General features: G+C 71.4%; 12 protein-coding genes and 1 pseudogene. 5 read left to right on the top strand and 8 right to left on the bottom strand.

Annotation, left to right across the window (positions count from 1 at the left end):
• Positions 1-13 precede the first annotated feature (13 nt).
• Positions 14-784, bottom strand: a complete 771-nt coding sequence (locus AB0881_RS06370; RefSeq protein WP_366614724.1) for an alpha/beta hydrolase — start codon at positions 782-784, stop codon at positions 14-16.
• A gap of 52 nt (positions 785-836) precedes the next feature.
• Here AB0881_RS06370 and AB0881_RS06375 point away from each other — a divergent pair, with 52 nt between their 5' ends.
• The 3 genes and pseudogenes from AB0881_RS06375 to AB0881_RS06385 all read left to right on the top strand — a co-directional run bounded on the left by AB0881_RS06375 (position 837) and on the right by AB0881_RS06385 (position 2,979).
• Complete coding sequence (locus AB0881_RS06375; protein WP_366614726.1) at positions 837-1,448, top strand: TetR/AcrR family transcriptional regulator; 612 nt, start codon at positions 837-839, stop codon at positions 1,446-1,448.
• 201 nt (positions 1,449-1,649) lie between these two features.
• Positions 1,650-2,088: pseudogene (locus tag AB0881_RS06380) on the top strand (IS110 family transposase); the annotation flags it as partial.
• Positions 2,089-2,403: 315 nt separating this feature from the next.
• Positions 2,404-2,979 carry a dihydrofolate reductase family protein gene (locus AB0881_RS06385; RefSeq protein WP_366614728.1) on the top strand — a complete coding sequence of 192 codons (576 nt, stop codon included), beginning with the start codon at positions 2,404-2,406 and terminating at the stop codon, positions 2,977-2,979.
• Positions 2,980-3,254: 275 nt separating this feature from the next.
• Here the strand turns inward: AB0881_RS06385 and AB0881_RS06390 are convergent, their stop codons facing one another.
• The 4 genes from AB0881_RS06390 to AB0881_RS06405 all read right to left on the bottom strand — a co-directional run bounded on the left by AB0881_RS06390 (position 3,255) and on the right by AB0881_RS06405 (position 12,628).
• Positions 3,255-5,492, bottom strand: a complete 2,238-nt coding sequence (locus AB0881_RS06390; protein ID WP_366614729.1) for a glycoside hydrolase family 3 C-terminal domain-containing protein — start codon at positions 5,490-5,492, stop codon at positions 3,255-3,257.
• A gap of 41 nt (positions 5,493-5,533) precedes the next feature.
• Entirely contained in the window at positions 5,534-8,278 is a 2,745-nt protein-coding gene (locus AB0881_RS06395; protein WP_366614730.1) for a glycoside hydrolase family 78 protein, read from the bottom strand.
• A gap of 67 nt (positions 8,279-8,345) precedes the next feature.
• Complete coding sequence (locus AB0881_RS06400) at positions 8,346-9,530, bottom strand: MFS transporter (RefSeq protein WP_366614732.1); 1,185 nt, start codon at positions 9,528-9,530, stop codon at positions 8,346-8,348.
• Between the two features lie 209 nt (positions 9,531-9,739).
• Positions 9,740-12,628 carry a glycosyl hydrolase gene (locus AB0881_RS06405; RefSeq protein ID WP_366614733.1) on the bottom strand — a complete coding sequence of 963 codons (2,889 nt, stop codon included), beginning with the start codon at positions 12,626-12,628 and terminating at the stop codon, positions 9,740-9,742.
• A 157-nt stretch (positions 12,629-12,785) separates the two neighbouring features.
• On the opposite strand from AB0881_RS06405, the gene AB0881_RS06410 reads away from it, so the two are divergent.
• Positions 12,786-13,799: a LacI family DNA-binding transcriptional regulator gene (locus AB0881_RS06410; RefSeq protein ID WP_366614734.1), complete on the top strand. Its 1,014-nt coding sequence runs from the start codon at positions 12,786-12,788 to the stop codon at positions 13,797-13,799.
• 14 nt (positions 13,800-13,813) lie between these two features.
• Here the strand turns inward: AB0881_RS06410 and AB0881_RS06415 are convergent, their stop codons facing one another.
• Together AB0881_RS06415 and AB0881_RS06420 are read right to left on the bottom strand one after the other, a co-directional pair.
• Complete coding sequence (locus AB0881_RS06415; RefSeq protein ID WP_366614736.1) at positions 13,814-15,037, bottom strand: DegT/DnrJ/EryC1/StrS family aminotransferase; 1,224 nt, start codon at positions 15,035-15,037, stop codon at positions 13,814-13,816.
• Positions 15,038-15,311: 274 nt separating this feature from the next.
• Complete coding sequence (locus AB0881_RS06420) at positions 15,312-16,082, bottom strand: SDR family oxidoreductase (RefSeq protein WP_366614738.1); 771 nt, start codon at positions 16,080-16,082, stop codon at positions 15,312-15,314.
• Positions 16,083-16,273: 191 nt separating this feature from the next.
• Here AB0881_RS06420 and AB0881_RS06425 point away from each other — a divergent pair, with 191 nt between their 5' ends.
• Positions 16,274-17,122, top strand: a complete 849-nt coding sequence (locus AB0881_RS06425) for an IclR family transcriptional regulator (RefSeq protein ID WP_366614739.1) — start codon at positions 16,274-16,276, stop codon at positions 17,120-17,122.
• Here AB0881_RS06425 and AB0881_RS06430 read toward each other — a convergent pair.
• A complete protein-coding gene (locus AB0881_RS06430) occupies positions 17,113-17,742 on the bottom strand; it encodes a TetR/AcrR family transcriptional regulator (protein WP_366614740.1) in 630 nt (209 codons plus the stop codon). The two genes, AB0881_RS06425 and AB0881_RS06430, sit on opposite strands and share 10 nt — an antisense overlap.
• Between the last annotated feature and the right edge of the window lie 19 nt (positions 17,743-17,761).

Consider the following 17,761-nt stretch of genomic DNA (forward strand, 5'->3'; position numbering starts at 1 on the left):
CACGGGTGCGTGGTCAGATGCCGTGGGTCTCGCGCCATCGGTCGATGTGTCCCATGGTGACGGTGAGGGTGTCACCGAACAGCACGAGGTGGTCGGACCGGGGAATCTCGACGTAGGTGGCGGTGGGGTAGCGCTTGGCGGTGGCGCGGCTGATGGCGGGGACGACGACGCGGTCGCGTTCCGCGCCGATGACCAGGACGGGGCCGGTGATCTTGTTGTAGTCGACCTTGGCGGAGCGGTGGCGGTCGAGCCAGGGGAAGGCCATCTCGCAGTAGGCGCGGCCGGACTCGCACACCAGGTCCTGGAACAGCTCGCGGGCCAGTTCGGGGGGCTGGGTGTTGGCGATGCCCCATGACCACGCCTGCCAGGTGGGGTAGAGGGGCCTGGCCCAGGGCCTGGGGCGCAGGAAGTGCCTGGCGAACAGCCGGACCATCGAGGGGTACTGGCCGAAGATGCCCGCCGCGGGCGCCGGGCAGGCGGCCACCACGCCGCGGTGCGGTGTCCGCGCCGCGACGAGCTGGGCGAGCAGGCCTCCCATCGACAAGCCGACGAGCAGGGGCGGGCTGTCGAGGGACCGGGCGAGCGCGACGAGGTCGTCGGTGTAGTCGCGCAGGCTCACCGTCGCGATCAGGCCGGCGCCTTCATCGAGGGGCAGTTCGTGGTGACGCAAGGTGGGGGTGTGGACGGTGAAGCCGCGCTTCTCGAACTCGGCGCGCGCCTGCGTCCAGTGGTCGCCCCTGCCCCAGGTGCCGTGAATGAGGATGACGTGCCCGCTGTCGGTCATCCGCCGAAAGTATCCGAATCAGACGATTCGTACAATAAAGTAGGGTTGTGCCGTGACGACGCAGGACCGGCCCGTTGACGGGCGCACCTCCCGCTGGGCGCACCGCAGGCAGGAGCTGTTGGGTGCGGCGACGGACTACGTCCTGAACCACGGGGTCGCCGATCTGACGCTGCGTCCGATGGCGGCGGCGATAGGAGTGACGATCACGACGCTGATCCGGCAGTTCGGCTCCAAGGACGCCCTGGTCGAGCAGATCGCCCGTGGTATCCATGACGAGCTGCTGGTCGGGTTGCGCGAGGATCCGGAGCTGGTCGGCCGCGACCCCGAGGAGACTCTGCGCGTGCTGTGGCGGCGGTGGCTCGACCCGCATCAGGCGCGGCAGTTCGGGCTGCTGTTCGAGCTGTACGGGCTCGCTCTGCGCGACCGTGGCCGGTACGCCTGGTTCATCACCTCGGTGGTCGGTGACTGGCTGGCGCCGATCGAGCAGGCCCTCATCGACGCCGGCTGGGACCGCGAGCAGGCCGAGACCACCGCGACGCTGGTGCTGGCACTGATCCGCGGCCTGCATCTGGACCTGGCGGTGACCGGCGAGACCGCCCGGGTCGACCGCGCGTTCAAACAGGCCGTCAACCTGTTGTCCCGCCCGCCGACCCACTCAAGATGACAGCCCGGTCGCCGCTCAACCGGTGGAAGCAATTCCGCTGGTCAGCGGACTCGGGCTCGTTTTCGACAGCAAAAGAGCGACCGGCGCCAACCAAGAAAAAGCACCTTCCCAACACCCGAAAAGCTGCGAGCGAGCCAAATACATACTTGACCATACGAGGTATGCATTACCGCAGCATTTTGCTGATGAATCGGAAAATCAATCCACCACCGGCCGCTGCCAGAGGACTCCGAACTCGTTCAGTCCATCGCGGTCCTGGCCCGCGTTCAGCAGGACGCCGTATGGAACCGTCAGCAGGTGGCCAACCAACTCCGCTCGCTGCTGCGCGAATACTTCCCCTCCACCCTCACCGCCTTTCCAGACCGAGAAAGCTGGCTTGACCTCCAGCGAGGCGCGGGGCGTCCTGCGAACCGCTTCGACGCCGGCCGCAGTTTCCAGGCTCACCGAGGCACAATTGCGAGCCACCCTCGCCCGCAGTGGCCGCAAGCTCAATATCCAGGCCCGCACGAGCGAACTCCAGGTGATCTTCCGCCAGAAGCAGCTGCGGCGACTCCCGATGGCCGAGGCAGCCTTCGGCCGACAGCCCCAGGCGCTGCTGCTCCAACTGGATGCCGCATGCCAGGCCGCTAACGATCTCGCCGACACCACGCGCGGTTCGCGGACTGGCCTGGCCGCCGCCGGTGACAGGGCCATCCCACCCGCTCTGGAGCGCTTCTTCTGCCAGCGCGCCTAGTCCCGCGTCGTCGAGGTCGAAGGCGCCTCCCGCATCCCCATGATGAGCCACCCGTTGGCGAGGCTCGGCGACGGTTACAGTGTCCGGCCCGGGCGTCGTAAGTAAACGGTAAGCGCCTGCCGCCACAGTTGGTCCCAACGCAGCCCGCCGCGGCGGACGGGATCGGCAGAAGCCGGTCCTACCTCGCCCGGGCAACGGATGGATCACCCGAAAGGAAGAACGATGACCCGAGAGCTGGTCTACACCGGATTCATGTCACTCGACGGCGTGGTGGACTCGCCGGGAGGGGAGGTCGAGGGTCACCGCAGCGGCGGCTGGGTGATGCGGACCGAGTTCGTGCCGGAGGCGTACTCGCTCAAGGCGGAGGAACTGGCCGAGACCACGGCCCTGATGTTCGGGCGCCGCAGCTACGAGGTCTTCGCGCCGATCTGGCCCGGATCCGAAGACCACGCGGCCTACAAGGACCTTCCCAAGTACGTCGTGTCCACCACGCTCAAGGACGATGACCTGATCGACGACTGGGGTCCGATCACGATCCTGCGCTCGGCCGAGGACGTCGCGGCGCTCAAGGAGGAAGAGGGCGGGCCGATCTTCATCCACGGCAGCGCGGAACTGGCCCGGCGCCTGGCCGACGCGGACTTGATCGACCGGTACAACCTGCTCGTGTTCCCCGTGCTGCTGGGAGCCGGCAAGAGCATCTTCAGCCGCGAGGATCAGGACGAGACGAACCTCAGGCTCCGGGACTCCGCCACCTACTCCAACGGCGTCGCGAAGCTCGTCTACGACGTGGTGCGATAAGGGTGTGTCGTCGGCCGCCAGCCAGGTGAGCACGGGCGGTCGGCTGGAGGAGTATCTCGGCGCCGTTCTCGTCAGTGCGCCGTGATGCGACGCTGACGCCGAGGAGTTCGCCGCGGTGATGGATCGCTGGGATACCGTGGCGGCTCCGGTGGCGCGAGTCCACCCGCTGATGCGCGACTGTGCGTAGCTCGCCTGCCCTCGCGAATCGCGGCAGGTTCAGCGGACGGGTGGGTTGTCCGCCGTCTCGCCGCGGTCGGCTTGTGTCCTGCGGCAGGTCAGTCCGGAATGGGTCGGCTCAGCTCGATCATCCGCTCGAGGGCCTCGGCTTGGATACCGACGAATCCCAGGAACTGGCGCATCGGCAGTGAGGCGACCATGTCGAGCATGCCGGCGTTCTCCTCGGACGCCCGGACCTGCTCGTCGGTCATGCCCTCGGTGAGAGCCCGCCTGAGCACGGGCGCGACGACCGGGTGGGCGAACCAGTCGGCGACCGTGCTGTCCAGGGACAGGGCCCTGACGGTGACGTCACCGGTGAGGGTGACGGTGTGCTCGGCCAGGACATGGGCCGCGTTCTCGCAGACCTGGATCGTGTACGAGCCCGGCGCGACCCTCCACCAGCCGTCCTCGACGTCGTAGTAGGCGAAGGCCCGGCGGCCGAGTTCGAGTTCGACGGTCGCGGTCTCCCCTGGCTCCAGGAAGACCTTGGTGAACGCGCGCAGCTCGCGCGCCGGGCGCCGTACCGGGCCCGCGGCCGTGGCGACGTAGACCTGCACGACGTGGCCGCCGGGCCGCTCGCCCGTGTTGGTCACGGTGACCGACACCGTGGCGGTGTCGTCACCGGTGACGGCGGCGTTCAGGCGATCGGTCGTGAACGTGGTGTAGCTCAGCCCGTGCCCGAAGGGGTAGCGCACCGCCCGTTCGGCGGTCTCGTAATAGCGGTAGCCGACCATGACGCCCTCGCCGTAGCGGACGTGCCCCTGTTCTCCAGGGAAGTTGAGGTGGCTCGGGGTGTCCTGGAGGCGCAAGGGGATCGTCTCGGCCAGGCGGCCGGAAGGGACGGCGACGCCGAACAGCAGGTCGGCGACCGCGCCGGCGCCGGCCTGGCCGAGCAGCCAGCCCTCCAGGATCGCGTCCGCGTCGTCATGGAAGGCTTCCAGTGACACCACGCCGCCGTTGGAGAGGATCACCGCGGTCCGCGGCGCCGCCGCGGCGACCGCGCGGATGAGCTCCACCTGCTCGGCGGGCAGGTCGAGGTGCTCCCGGTCGTGGCCCTCGCTCTCGTCCCCCAGGCCCGCGAAGATCAGGGCGATGTCGGAGTCGGCGGCGACCCGCGCGGCCTCCTCGCGCAGGACGGTCGCGTCGGACGAGCCGTCGATGGCGAAACCCTGCGCGTGGGTGACCTCCTGGCCCCGCCCGGCGGCCAGGGACCGGATCTCTTCCAGCGCGGTGTCCAGGCGGGTCGGGGTGATGTGGGAGCTGCCGCCGCCCTGGTAGTGCGGCGCGGTGGCGAACGCGCCGAGGACGGCGATCCGGCGGGTCCGCCCGGTGATGGGGAGGGTGGCGTCGTCGTTCTTCAACAGCACCGGGCAGGCGGTGGCCAGCTCTCTCGCCAGTGCGTGGTGGGCGCCGGCATCGAATCCGCCGGCCGCGGGGACGGGCCGCCGTGCGAGCTCGGCCACGCGGCGGGCGCCGGCGTCGACGAGGGCCTCGTCCAGTTCCCCGGCGCGAACGGCGCGCACGATCGCGGCGTCGTCGGCGCCCCCGGTGCCGGGCATCTGCAGGTCCAGACCGGCCGCCAGCGCGGCGACGCGATCGTAGACGCCGCCCCAGTCCGACACCACCGCTCCTTCGAAGCCCCACTGCTCGCGCAGCACCTCGGTGAGCAGCCACCGGTTCTGCGACGCCGGAACGCCGTTGATCGCGTTGTAGGAGGACATCACGGTCGCCGGGAGCGCCTGGGTGACGACGCGTTCGAAGGCGGGGAGGTAGATCTCGCGCAGGGTGCGCTCGTCGACGTCGGCGCTGACGCGCATCCGGTCGGTCTCCTGGTTGTTGGCCGCGAAGTGCTTGACCGACGCGCCGGGCCCTTCGGCTTGCAGCGCCTCCACGTGCGCGGCCGCGAGGACCCCGGTCAGCAGCGGGTCCTCGGAGTAGTACTCGAAGTTGCGTCCGCACAGCGGTGAGCGCTTGATGTTCACGCCCGGTCCGAGGACCACGCCGACGCCCAGCGCCCGCGCTTCGCGGCCCACGGCGGCGCCGACACGGGCGGCCACCTCGGGATCCCAGCTGGAGCCGACCGCGACGGCGGGCGGGAAGCAGGTCGCCGGTTCGCCGGCGTGGATGCCCAGGTGGTCGGCGTCACCGCGCTGGCGGCGGATGCCGTGCGGGCCGTCGGTGAGCACGATCGAGGGGATGCCCGCCTCCTCGACCGGCTCGGTGCTCCAGAAGTCACGGCCGGACAGCAGGGACGCCTTCTGTTCGAGCGGGAGGCGGGCGGGGTCGGTCTGCGACACTGCCGGGTTCCTTTCGGTTCGCGTGCGGGGAACGGCCTGGCTCACCCGAGCCGGGCGAAGCCGCTCTCGATCTCGGCGCCCAGATGGTCGCCGCCCGGGATGAGCGCGATGGCCTCGCGGACGGTCATGTTCTGCGCGGAGGCGCCCAGCCCGGTCTCCACGTGCTCGGCGAGTTCCGGCATGTGGCGGACGATGGCCTCGACGAGCACCCGTTCGGCGCCGGGCCGGTCGGCGACCTCGGCCAGCGGGCTGTCCAGCGTGAGCGGCGCGGCCCCGGCACCGTCATCGGTGTAAGGGACGGTCCATGCGTGCGTGCCGGACCCGACCGTGTGCTCCTCCTCACCGGGCAGGCTGACGCGGGCGGTGGTGTTCGCCGGGACGGTCGCCTCCACCGTGAGCCGGCCGTCCTCGACCGACCAGGATGAGGCGGCCAGGCCGTAGGGGGTGCGCAGCCTCGCCGAGGCGCGGGTCAGTCCGCCGCCGGGGCGGGGGGCGATGGCGATGGCGCGGTACCCCGGCTCGGCGGGGGCCAGGCCGGCGACGGTGCGGTGCAGCCAGTCGGCCACCGCGCCGAGCGCGTAGTGGTTGAACGAGGTCATGCCGCTGGGGTTGACCGTCCCGTCGGGCAGCAGGCTGTCCCATCGTTCCCAGATCGTGGTGGCGCCCATGGTCACCGGATAGAGCCAGGACGGGCACTCGCGCTGCGCCAGCAGCCGGTAGGCGGCCGCCAGGTGCCCTTCCTCCGCCAGGGCGTCGCAGATCAGCGGGGTGCCGACGAAACCGGTGGAGATCTTGTAGCCGTTCGCGCGGACCAGCTCGACGAGTCGGGCGGCCGCGCGCTCGCGCTGGGCGCGGCCGGGGAGCAGGGCGAAGCGCAGGGCGAGGGCGTAGGCGGTCGGGGAATCGCTGAGCAGCCGCCCGGAGGCGGTGGTGTACTCGTCCTGGAAGGCCCCGCGCACCTCGGCCGCCAGGTCTCCGTAACGGGCGGCGTCCTCCTCCCGGCCCAGCACGGCGGCGGCCCGGGCCAGCAGGTCGGCTGACCGGGCGAAGTAGGCGGTGGCGACGATCTCCGGGTAGGTACTGGCCTGCTCGGGCCGGTTGGCCGGGGCCGCCGGGTCGAGCCAGTCGCCGAACTGGAACCCGCTGTTCCACAGCCGGTCGGGCCCGGCGAGCCCGGCGACGTGGTCGACCCAGGCGCGCATGCTCGCGAACTGCCGCTGCAGGATCCCCGTGTCGCCGAAGCGCCGGTAGAGCGTCCAGGGGACGATGACGGCGGCGTCCCCCCACGCCGCCGCGGTGACGCCGGCCTCCATGACGTCGGGGACGACGCTCGGCACCCGGCCGTCCTCCCCCTGTTCGGCGGCCAGGTCGGCGAGCCAGGAGGCCAGGAAGCCGGCGGTGTCGTACAGGTACGTGGCGGTCGGGGCGAACACCTGGAGGTCGCCCGTCCAGCCGAGGCGCTCGTCGCGCTGGGGGCAGTCGGTCGGCACGTCCAGGAAGTTGCCGCGCATCCCCCACACGACGTTCTCGTGCAGGCGTTCCACGAGCGGATCGGAGCAGCCGAACCAGCCGGTGCGCTCCAGGTCGGAGTGGCAGACCACGGCGGACACCTCCTGAACCGGCCCGCTGATCTCGGCGTAGCGGAAGCCGTGGAAGGTGAAGCGCGGCTCCCAGGTCTCGGCGCCGGCTCCGCGCAGCGTGTAGACGTCGGTGGCCTTGGCGGTGCGCAGCGGGGCCACGCAGATCTCCCCGTCCTGGAGCACCTCGGCATGCCGCAGGACGACCTGCTCGCCGGCTTCGCCGCGGGCCGTGATCCTCAGGCGTCCGACCAGGTTCTGGCCGAAGTCCACGAGCGTGGCGCCGCTCGGCGTGGTCGTCCGCTCCACCGGTTCCAGGATCTCGGTACGGCGGACCGGCGGCCCTTCGGGCGCGACCAGGGTGGCCAGGTCGCGCTCCACGATCTCCACGGGATGCCATCCGGTGGCCTGGTGGCCCGGCAGTGACCAGCCGGGGCGCTCCAGCCGGGCGTCGTAGGACTCCCCGTCGTACAGGTCGGAGGAGACCAGCGGGCCGGAGGCGGCGCGCCAGGACCCGTCCGTGCCCAGGCGGTCCACGGTGCCGTCGTCGTAGGCGATCTCCAGCTGGGCCAGCCAGGCGAGCCGGTCACCGTACAAGGCACGCTTGCCCTCGAAGCCGAGCCGGCCGCGGTACCAGCCGTCGCCGAGCATCGCCCCGAGGCAGTTGGCCCCTTCGCGCAGCAGATCGGTGACGTCGAACGTCTGGTAGCGCAGGCGGCGCTCGTAGGCGGTCCAGCCGGGAGCCAGCACGTGGTCGCCGACGGCCCGGCCGTTCAGTTCCGCCTCGTAGACGCCGAGCGCGGTCGCGTACAGCCGGGCCGCGCGCACCCCGGCACGCACCTGGAATTCCCTGCGGACCAGCGAGCCCTCGCCAGGGGTGACGAAGCGGGCCGTCCAGTCCGCCGGTTCCAGCAGCCCCGCCTCGACGGACGCCTCCTCGCTCCAGGGAGACCAGCCGTCCGGCCCGTGGACCCGGACGCGCGCCGATGCCCGCTCTCGCGAGACCAGCGGCGTGAAGGGCCAGTTCACCAGCACCGATTCGCGGGAGTCGGCCCGTACCCGAACACCGCGCGTCTCGATCTCGTACGCGTCCTGCGTCCATCCCGCATGCTCGCTTTCGACGATCCATGACAGGCGAGGGCGCGCGGTCCCGATGCCGAGCGGCTCGCGCAGATGCTCGAAACGGAGGGCACTGATGTACGTCGTCACTGGACGATCCTCGGAACGGTCGAAGGGAAGGGAATGGACATCGCGAAACTCCACGTGGCAGGTCTCGTTATCGGATACCCCTGATGGGGCGGACGCTGAGCCCGCCGAGGACCGCGGCGCCGGCCGCCACGAGGAAGAGCAGGGGGTAGTTGCCCCCGCCCCCCACGCCCAGGATGAAGGGCGCCGCCAACGGCGCGGCCGACTGCGGCAGTGCGCTGGCGACACCGAAGACGCTCATGAACTTGGCCGCCTCGGTCTCCCGGTTCGGCAGCACGTCGGTCACCACAGCCAGATCCACCGCGCCGAAGACCCCGGCGCCGAACAGGATGCACAGCGACCCGATCAGCACGCCGGTGAACGAGGAGGCCGAGGCCACGGAGACGAACCCGACGACGAAGCAGACGGCCGCCACGTAGATGAAGACCTTGCGGCGCTTGAGACGGTCGGACAGGTAGCCGCTGACGACGGCGCCCACGGAGGTCACGACCAGGCCGACCCCGCCGGTGATCACCAGCAGGTCCGTGACCTCGGACAGCTCGTACCCCAGGTGGTCGGTCAGGAAGTACAGCTGGTACGTCGTGAGGAACATCAGGCTGAACTGGATCAGGAAGCGTCCCGCCCACGCCCAGCCGAAGTCGGGGTGGCGGCGCGGGTCGAAGGCCAGGTCGCGGCCGAGACTCCTGAGGTCGAGCCTCCGGCGCCCGGACACGGGCGCCGGACGGTCGGGCAGCATGAAGACCAGCAGCAGCACCCCCGCACAGGCCACCAGGGCCGGCACCAGGAACAGCAGCAGCGCGGAGCCGCTGAGCGCACCGGCGAACTGGAATCCCGCGACGCCGGCGATCTGCGCGCTGAACCCCAGCAGCCCGCCGACCTTGCCGCGCTGCTCCTCCGGGAACCGATCCGGCATGACGGCCAGCAGCGGCGACATGATGGCGCTCACGCCCAGCTGCATAACCAGATATCCGAGCAGGACGCCGGGTACCGACTCGATGACCGCCGCGAGCACCGCCCCTGCCGCCAGCACCGGCATCCCGGCCAGCATCCAGGGACGGCGCCGGCCCAGCCGGGACGAGGTGCCGTCGCTGAGCATGCCGATGACGGGGCCGACGATGATGCCGACGAGCGTGCCGGCGCCGACCACCAGCCCCAGAGCCGACTCCTTGCCCGCCGGATCCACCTGCTCGAGGCGGATGGCCAGGGACGCCAGCAGCGGCGTCATGACGGCCACGTGCAGGCTCAGGTAGGCCACGACGTAGACGGTGATGAACCCGCCCCCCACCCGGCCCGGCCGAGAGGTGGAGGCGGGGCCGGGAGCGGCGGTAGGCGGGGAGGGCGGGGAGGGCGGGGCAGGATCGGGCATCGCACTCTCCGAGGACGGTTCGGGCCGGACGCCTGACATCGCGAGCGGCGTCGCCTTCCGCGCTCGATGGGAATTGCGGGGCTCTCCGCCTCGGGCGGTCACCGCCGGACCGGGACCTGGCGGTACGGGGTCAGGCGCACCGGGCCGATGAGGCCGTACTCCTGGCGGGGCCAGGCGGCCTGGCCGGGGAAGCCGTCGGTCACCCGGAGCCGGTTGCGCAGCGTGGTCGCCACCCGGACGGTGATGGTGTTCGTGCCGGGCCTGAGGTGCCCGCCGAGATCGATCCGCCGGCCCACCTGGTCGGGAGGCGGCAGGGTACGGCCGTTGACGGTCACCTCGAAGGTGTCGGTCACCTGGCCGAGGTCGAGATACGCGCCGTCCGCCCGGTCGAGCCGGACGGTCGTCCGGTAGGTGCCGACGCCGGAGACGTCCCGCAGGGCCGGGATCTCGGACCAGGGCTTCAGTCCCTTCAGATCGATCTCGTGGTGAGTGATCGCGCGCCCGCCGTCCGCGCCCCGGTGCCAGTCCTCCACCGACAGCCTCCAGCCGTCCAACCGCTGCGGGTCCGCGACGGCGGGCACGGTGAGCCGCACGTCCGCGCCGTCGTCCCGGGTCACGGTGTAGGCGCCGCCCTTGGCCGCCCGGAGGAACGGGCCGTCGTCCCCCACGAGGATCTCGCCGCCGCTGGTGCCGGTCGCGTGCGGTGCTTCGCCGCCGCCGAGCGCGATCACCGTGCTGCCGCCGGGAGCGAGGACGATCGGCAGCGTGGTGCGCGTCCGGTCACTCCGGTAGCGGCCGGCCGGAGTGATCTTTCCGGTCCAGGCGTCCAGGGTGTAGGGGGTGCCGGTGCCCTCCAGGGAGACGTCGGCAGTGATCGTGGCGGACGTCGGGTTGTGCAGGTAGTACAACCGGCCCGCCGAAAGGTCTCGGCGAACGGTCATCAGTCCCGGACTCCCGGCCTCGGCCGAGGCTCGCACGCCGAGTTCCTTGAGGGCCGCGGGAAGCCGGTCCTGTGCGGTGACGTGGCGGACCGAGGGCTGCGCCAGCAGCCGCCTGACGAGCCCCGCCAGTTCGGCGTCCTGCCGGGCGGCGTCGCGGGCCCCCGGAGTGCGGCCGGGCGGATCCCCGACGACCACGAGCGGCAGGCCACCGCGGGCGTGCGCCAGGAGGGTGCGGGCGGTCGCCACCGGCATGGTCTCCTGGCGGTCGACGATCAGTGCCCGGTAGGCGGGGCCGTCGGGTGCCAGGCGGCGGTTCCGTACACGCGTCCCCTCCAGTTGCCCGGGACCGGCGAAGTCGTAGGTGAACCCGGCGGCGCCGTCCGGCTCCCGGACGGCGGTCCCGTGGCCGTCCCGGTAGACGGCCAGGTCCACCGCCGGGCGCCCCTGCCGCAGGACGTACTGCATCCGGGACGTCCAACCGGTGATCTTGGAGGTGTCGTCCCACGTCGGCTGGCGGGGGCCCCACGCCTCGGAGAAGCCGTTCCCGCCCTGGAACGTGAACGGGGAGAAGCCGGGCCAGGGGGTTCCGAGAGCGCGTTCGGTGGCGAAGCCGTGGTAGACGACCTGGTTGACGCCGTGCGCGAACGCGGTGTTGAAGTGCTCGAGCATCTGCGGCCAGGTCTGCGCGTACGCGTCGCCGAGGGTGGCGCAGCATTCCAGCGAGTAGGTCTTCTGGCCGGCCAGGTGGACCGCGCCGCCGGAGATCCAGCGGAAGGGCTCGTCGGTGTAGCCGGGCCGGAGTCCGAGCGATTCGGTCTCGTTGACGTCCAGCGCGGACCCGATGGTGGGCGTGTCGATGGTCGTGCCGTACGGCTGGGCGCGGAAGCGCAGCCCGCGCGCATGGGCCCACTTCTTCAGCGGCTCGACGTGCTCGCCGATGTAGAGGTCGGTCAGGGTCCGGTAGTAGTCGTCGCGGACGCGGGCGCCGCCGCCGTCGGTGAACTCGAAGTCGGGCGTGTCGTCCGGGGTCGCCTGCGTGTACTGCCGGTGGATCTTGTCGATGAACAGGACCGGCAGGTTGTCCCGGAGCGAGTACCCGCGCAGCTTCTCGAACCGTTCGGGCAGTTTCGCGGTCCAGTGCTGGGCCGAGTCCAGCTCCAGGGAGTCCTCGAACAGGTCTCCGCCGTTCCGCTTGAGGAGGCGCCGCATGTCGGGAGTCAGGACGCGGGAGTCCCAGTAGCCGGTCGCCGCCCGGGCGCCCGCGGCACCGAAGTGGTCGACGACGTGGGCGGCCTCGCCCGAGACCGCCTGCCCGGCGACCGACGCCTGACCGGTTCCGCGCTGCCAGTAGGCCAGCAGCAGCCATTGCCCTCCGGCCGGGGCCTTCCAGGAAACGGTTCCCTCGCGCACGCTTCCGGTGAGGTCGGTCAGCGAACTCTTGTCCAGTTTCACCGGCTTGGCCGCGGTGCAGCTGCCCGCGCATCGCACGGCCTGCAGCGCGACAAGGGTCTGCTCGGAGACTCCGGCCTTGGGCTCGGGCGCGGCCGGCACCGGTCCGGCGAAGGTGGTGCCGCCCTCGACGACCGCACGCCCGTAGGCGATCTCCTGGGCCGCCTCCGGGCTGTCGGGCGTCACTCCCGGAACGACCAGGGGCCAGGACGGGCCGACCGTGAGGTCGATGCGCACCCCGTACCTGCGGCCCGCCTCGATGGCCCGCTCGAACCGGTCGCTGAGAGCGGGGCTCCCCCAGCCCTCCTCCTTGGGCTTCGTGCTCAGCATGCACTGGATTTCGGCGGCCCCGAACCCGCGGTCGGCGATCTGCCTCACCTCCGCGTCGATCGCGGCGGGGGTGATGTCGCCGCAGGCCCACCAGTACCGGATCTTGGGCTTGGCGTCGGCGGGGGGCGCGGCGAACCGCTGCGCGAACGCGGCTCCGAACGGCGAGGCCGGTACGGCAGCGGCGGTTCCGGACGCCGGTACCAGCGCGGCGGCGATCACCAGCGCCAGGGCTCCGGCGCCGAGCCGTCTTCGAGGGGTGGGGTACATGTGCGCTCCTGGGGTGGGGCGACCGCTCACGGATCCTCGTGTCGGCCAGGTCGCGGGTCCGACACCCGCGCTAGCGCGCGCTAGTAAACCGGGTGCGATGCTAGCTTTAGGCGACTAGCGCGCGCAAGCACCATCTGGAAACGGCGGGGCTCACTCGGTGACGAAGGCGACCAGGCAGCAGCGGGTCACGGCGGCGGACGTCGCGGGCGCGGCGGGGGTCTCCCGGGCGACGGTCGGATTCGTCCTGAACGACACCCCCGGGCAGACCATCTCCGAGGGCACCCGCCGGCGCGTCCTGGAAGCGGCGGTACGGCTGGGCTATCGCCCGCACACCGCGGCTCAGGCGCTGGCGAGCGGCAGGAGCAGGCTCATCCTCCTCGTCCTGCCGGACTGGCCCATCGAGTACAGCATGCGCCGCTGCCTCGACGAGGCCTCGCTGGCTCTCGACCGGCGCGGCTACTCCCTCGTCACCTACACCCCGCACGCCGGCGGGCGGGCTCGCCCCCTATGGGAGTCGCTGAGCCCGGACGTGGTGGTCGGCTTCACCTCCTTCGGCGCCGAGGACCTCGCGTCGATGCGGGCCTGCGGGGTCACGAAGGTCATCCCGGCCGCCGGCCAGGGCTCTCCGTTCTGGCGCCCGCCGGTGGCCGGAGCCGGGTCGGCGTTGCAGGTGGAGCATCTCCACGAACGGGGACACCGCCGGCTCGCGTTCGGCGCATCGGACGACGCGCGCCTCGGCTCACTGGTCCAGGAGCGGTTCGGCGCGGCGCAGGCCTGTGCCGGAGAGCTGGGGCTTCCCGAGCTGGACGTCCGCCGGATCGGCCGCGACGACGGGTCGGCCGCCGCGGCCGTCCGCCACTGGCACGAAGCGGGGGTGTCCGGAGTCGTCGCCTACAACGACGACATCGCCGCGGTGGTCACGGGCGCCGCCGTCCGCGCCGGCCTGTCGGTGCCCGGTGACCTCGCGGTGATCGGGCACGACGACAGCCCACTGGCGGGGATGTTCGTCCCCTCCCTGTCGAGCGTGCGCGTGGACACCGCCGACCTCGGCAGGTACCTCGCCGAACTCGCCCTCCAAGAGGCGGAGGGCTCGGCCTCCTCCCCCGCGCAGCTTGCCGTGGAGGCGGAGGTCGTACCCCGCGAATCGACACGGTCGCGGCACGACGGGTAGCACGAAGCCGCCGATCAGCCGCCGTTTCCCGGCCGCGTGTGGCGCTTGCCGAACTCGTGGACGGTGGCGACGACGTGGTCGAGTTCCTCGTCGCTCATGCCGTGGCTCATGCCGAGTGACATCCCGCGCTCGAACACCTCGTCGGCGTAAGGAAGGCCGCCCTCCGGAACGCGGAACTCGACGCCGCGCATCATGGGATGGCGGGTGACGTTCCCGCTCCAGACCGTCCGGGTGTCGATGCCCGCCGCCTCCAGGAACTCCTGGAGTTCGGAGCGCCCGACACCGGCGTCCGCGCGGACCGTGACCGGGTAGCACAGCCAGGCGGTGCGGAACTCCGGGAGCCGGCGCGGCAGGCGGAACAGGGCCGGGTACGCCCCGAACGCCCCGTTGAACGCCTCCAGGATCTCGGCGCGGCGCCGGTAGTTCCTGTCCAGCTTCTTCAGCTGCTCCAGGCCGAAGGCAGCGCCGAGCTCGGAGGGTTCGAAGTTCCACGGCAGCACGTCGAAGATGAAGTCGTTGTCGTACGCGACGCCGTCCAGGTCCTCCCGGAACACCCGGCCCGTACCGCCCGAACCGAACAGATGCGGCTCCGACCTCCTCCCCCAGCGGCGCAGCATCAGGCCCTTGTCGCGCAGCTCCTCGTCGTCGAGGCACACCATGCCGCCGTTGCCGGCGCAGGTGATGATGTGCGCCATCGCGAAGCTGGTCACGGTGATGTCGGTCCGGCTTCCGGTGGGGGTGCCGCGCAAGGTCGTGCCGATGCAGTCGCAGGAGTCCTCGATGACCTTCAGGCCGTGCCGGTCGGCGATCTCCCGGATCGCGTCCCAGTCCGGTGCGTTGCCGGCGAGGTTCGGGATGAGCAGGGCGCGGGTCCGGTCGGTGACCAGCTCCTCGATCTTCGACACGTCGACGTTGTAGGTGTCCGGCTCGACGTCGGCGAACACCGGGACCCAGCCGCCCCGCACGATCGGCGCCACATCGGTGGAGAAGGTCAGCGGCGAGGTGATGACCTCGGCCCCCTTGGGGAGGTCGAGCAGTTCCAGGGCCAGGTAGAGGGCCGAGGAGCCGGAGTTGCACATCAGCCCGAGCCGCTTGCCGTACAGGTCGGCGACCCGCCGCTCCATCTCGGCCACGTTCTTGCCGATCTTCAGCCCGTACGGGCCGCCGCGCAGGACCTCCAGGCATGCGTTGATCTCGGCCTCGTCGTGGACGCTGCGTGCGTAGATGACCCGGGGCAAGGTTCCTCCTCGTTTCGTCGAGCGCCGTCAGGGCGCCCGGATCGGTCCGGCCCGCCATGCCGCACCCGCGTTCGCGACCGGACACGGCCGGTCCCCGCGCCGTGGCCAGAACGGTGCGAACGCGGCATTCGATCACCGCCCGGCCGGTCGTCTGCCGTGGGGCTTCCCGGACGACCGTCTGGACGCTAACCTCCGCGGCGCCACCGTTCCCACAGGCCGTTCCAATCACTGGGAGGCGAATTGGCGCGTCCCGACGTTCAGGGAGCGTCTCGGATCAGTGGTGGGCTCCGCCGTCGACCCGGATCTCGGTTCCGGTGACGAACGCCCCGTCGTCGGAGGCCAGCATCGCCACGACGCCCGCGATGTGCTCAGGCTTGCCGAAGCCCTCGCCGATGGCGGGCGTCAGCTTGCCGAACAGGCTCCAGTCGACGTCCGCGGGCACGAGGTCGGCGATGTTGTCGGTGATGCCGCTGCTGACCCCGCCCGGCACGACGGACACGGCGCGCAGCCCCTGCTTGGAGTACTCCTGGGCGAGGCAGTGCGTGAACGACTGGACGCCGCCCTTGCTCGCGGAGTAGGCGGCCATGAACGGATGGGCGAACTGGGCCGAGGTCGAACTGAAGTTCACGACGACGCCCTTGCCCGTCTCCAGGAGAGACGGCAGGCAGGCACGGGTGACCAGGAACGTGCCGGTCAGGTTCACGCCGATCACGCGGTTCCACAGTTCGAGCGAGCACTCGTGGGTGTGCGCGCCGCGCAGCATTCCCGCGGCGTTGACCAGCACGTCCAGGCCGCCCAGCTCGGCGAGAGCGGTGGCGGTCTCCGCGTTCACCGACTTCTCGTCGGCGATGTCGAACACGGTGGTGGTCAGACGCGCGGCCGTTCCCGCGTCATCGGCGCGGGCCCGGGTGTCCCTCAAGCCTTCTTCGGCGATGTCGGCCGCCACGACGCGGGCGCCTTCGTCCAGCAGCCGCAGGACGACCGCCTGCCCGATGCCCGAGGCTCCGCCGGTCACCAGGGCCCGCCGGTCCGCGAAACGCTTCATCCCTCTGTCCTCTCAGCCGGCGAGCCATGATCGTCCGCCGCCGGCGCTTCGCCTGTTCTCAGCCGTTGTCGCCCCGCATCTTTACAGACGCGCCGCCAGTGACTACGGTCACAATGACAGAATCTGCCAACTTGGCGCAATATGTCATTCCGATCGTCGGGGCCCCACCCTCATGCAGCCCTGGAGGCGTCATGACCACGGCATCCGCAGAACAGAGCCCGGTGACCATGCTCGACCGCGTGTCGTCACTCCTCGACGCCTTCGACGGGCACGGGCGGCTGACCCTCGCGCAGCTGGCACGCAAGGCGAACCTTCCGCGGTCCTCGGTGCACCGGATCCTGCAGCACCTCGTCGACCTCGGCTGGATCGAGCGGCACGGTTTCGAGTACGCCCTGGGCCTGCGGATGTTCGAGTTCGGTGCCCTCGTCGTCCGGGACAACAGGTTCCATCGGGCGGCCGCCCCGATCATGCGGGACCTGCATCTGCGGACCGGGCTCTCGGTCTACCTCAGCGTGCTGCGCGGCGCGGACGTCCTGCACATCGAGCGCATCGGAGACTGGCCGGACGGCGGGGAGGGCTGGCATGTCGGGGATCGCCAGCCCGCCTGCCACGCGGCGCCGGGGCGGGCTCTGCTCGCCCGGCTGGACCCGGCGGCACGGCCCGGGCCGGAGCTGTCGGGTGCTCGCACGCCCTACAGTGTGCGGACGAGCGCCCAGCTCGAGCACGAGCTGCGAAAGGTCCGCGACCACGGAGCCGCGGTCGACATGCAGGGCCTGACGGTCGGTGTCGTGTCGGTCGCCGCGGCGATCGGACCCGCGGCCCAGGCGCCGGCGGCACTGACGATCACGGGACCGGCGTCGACGATGCAGCCGAACCACGTGCTCGCCCAGCTGCTCGTGGCCGCCGCCGACATCTGGAGCGCCGCGACGGAGCCCTCCCGGCCCAGGATGCGGCAGCCATCACGCCCGCGCCCGGACCAGCGCCCGGCGGCACCGCTCGGGGGGCCTCCGGCTCAGCCGCCCCGTCCCCGTCACCCCTGACCCGCGGGCTCCGGCATCCAGGACCTCACCAGCGAGGCCATCGCCTGTTCGAGCAGTTCGTGCAGCTCATCCAGCTCTTGCGGCGCGTCGGCGCGGATCCAGTGGTAGTAGGTCAGCCGCGCGGCGTGCACCACCAGGCCGGCGCGCAGCCGCCGTTCGAACGGCGCGTCGCCGGCCAGCCCCCGGGCCGCGAGGAAGTCCGCGATGGGGCCGGTCAACGGCTCGTCCAGCGCGTGCCAGCGCAGCAGGTACTCGGGAGAGTCCCGGATGACCGACAGGAACCTGCGCTGGAACAGCGTGGGAGGACCGTCCCGGAACATCGTCCTGGGGTAGAAGATCTCCGCCAGGACGGTGACCACCCCACCACCGGCCGACGCGTCCTCCAGCGCCTCCAGGATGGACTCCGCGGACCGCTCGAACAGCGGCACCACCACGTCCTCCTTGACCGCGAAATGGCGGTAGAAGGTCCGCTGGGAGATCCCGGCGCGCTCGCAGATGGCCTCGACCGTGGTGCTGGTCCCGCCGTCCAGCGCGAACAGCTCGACCGCGATGAGCGCCACCGAGTACCGGAGCTCCTCGGCACGCCGCTCGGTCAGCGTCCGGCGCCCGGAGCCCGCCACGAGGACCACCTTCCTTCCC

This window comes from Spirillospora sp. NPDC029432 (assembly GCF_040703975.1).
In the GTDB taxonomy this organism is placed as follows: Bacteria; Actinomycetota; Actinomycetes; order Streptosporangiales; family Streptosporangiaceae; genus Spirillospora.

Bases quoted from the DNA above. Each gene is read 5' to 3' on its own strand.
- AB0881_RS06385 (WP_366614728.1), top strand. From the start codon at position 2,404: ATGACCCGAGAGCTGGTCTACACCGGATTCATGTCACTCGACGGCGTG.
- AB0881_RS06370 (WP_366614724.1), bottom strand. From the start codon at position 784: ATGACCGACAGCGGGCACGTCATCCTCATTCACGGCACCTGGGGCAGG.
- AB0881_RS06405 (WP_366614733.1), bottom strand. From the start codon at position 12,628: ATGTACCCCACCCCTCGAAGACGGCTCGGCGCCGGAGCCCTGGCGCTG.
- AB0881_RS06425 (WP_366614739.1), top strand. From the start codon at position 16,274: ATGACCACGGCATCCGCAGAACAGAGCCCGGTGACCATGCTCGACCGC.
- AB0881_RS06420 (WP_366614738.1), bottom strand. From the start codon at position 16,082: ATGAAGCGTTTCGCGGACCGGCGGGCCCTGGTGACCGGCGGAGCCTCG.